Genomic DNA, 772 nt, shown 5'->3' on the forward strand with positions numbered 1-772 from the left:
GTTCGCCAGTAGTTCATGGCCTGTCTGAGGTCGGGCTTATCAATCAATCTACCGCCGCGTTGTTCTGCAACAACAATGGCTTGCTCAACAGTCTCTTTTACTGCTGCAACATCCAATACGTGGGTTTGCCTTGGCCGGCCGCCTTTTGTACCGAAAACAACATGCAGTTTCGGCTCTGGTTGCTCTAACTGTTTACGCCAGCTTTTCAATGATGCACTGCATTGTACCGCTTCCTGAGAACGTAACCCCAGCAATCGGGCGAGTTTCAGTGTAACGGCAAATCCGACATCACGTTCTAGTGCTTTCTGATAAACAACCTGAAACGTGGCATCAGGGATCGCTTGTTTCGTTCCGGCGCGGCTGGTGCCGCTTAATCCCAATGCCTGATTACTCAAACGCGGCGCGGTCTCCAGTTTTTCTCGGCCTGCCATGCGAAAGATATTACGCAGCGCAGCCATTTCATTTTGCACCGTTCGCTTAGCAATGCCCTGAGATAAGCGGGCATCAACATACTGTTCTACATGCTTGGTCTTCAAATGACCGAGACTTTTCACCTGAATATTCAGGCTCAATAACAACGCACCCAAACGCCCGGTGATCTGAATGCGATCATGACAGGTTTTATGACTACCGCCGCCTTGTCGGGCAAAAAACTTTAATTCTTTAATCAATCGACTCATTGGCTTCCCCTTGTGGATGCTTGACAACATGCGATCTCTGGCGCGCGACCATTCTGGCAAAACAGAAAATAACTGCCTTGCCCTTGACGAAT

General features: G+C 49.4%; 1 protein-coding gene. It reads right to left on the reverse strand.

The annotated features are described in order from the left end of the window. On the reverse strand, nt 1–680 hold a 680-nt coding region (locus AAC147_RS11285; protein WP_047686645.1), incomplete at its 3' end, for an integrase domain-containing protein. Nucleotides 681–772: the final 92 nt, after the last annotated feature.

Origin of the sequence: Xenorhabdus sp. NBAII XenSa04 (assembly GCF_963866145.1) — a bacterium.
GTDB lineage: Bacteria > Pseudomonadota > Gammaproteobacteria > Enterobacterales > Enterobacteriaceae > Xenorhabdus > Xenorhabdus indica.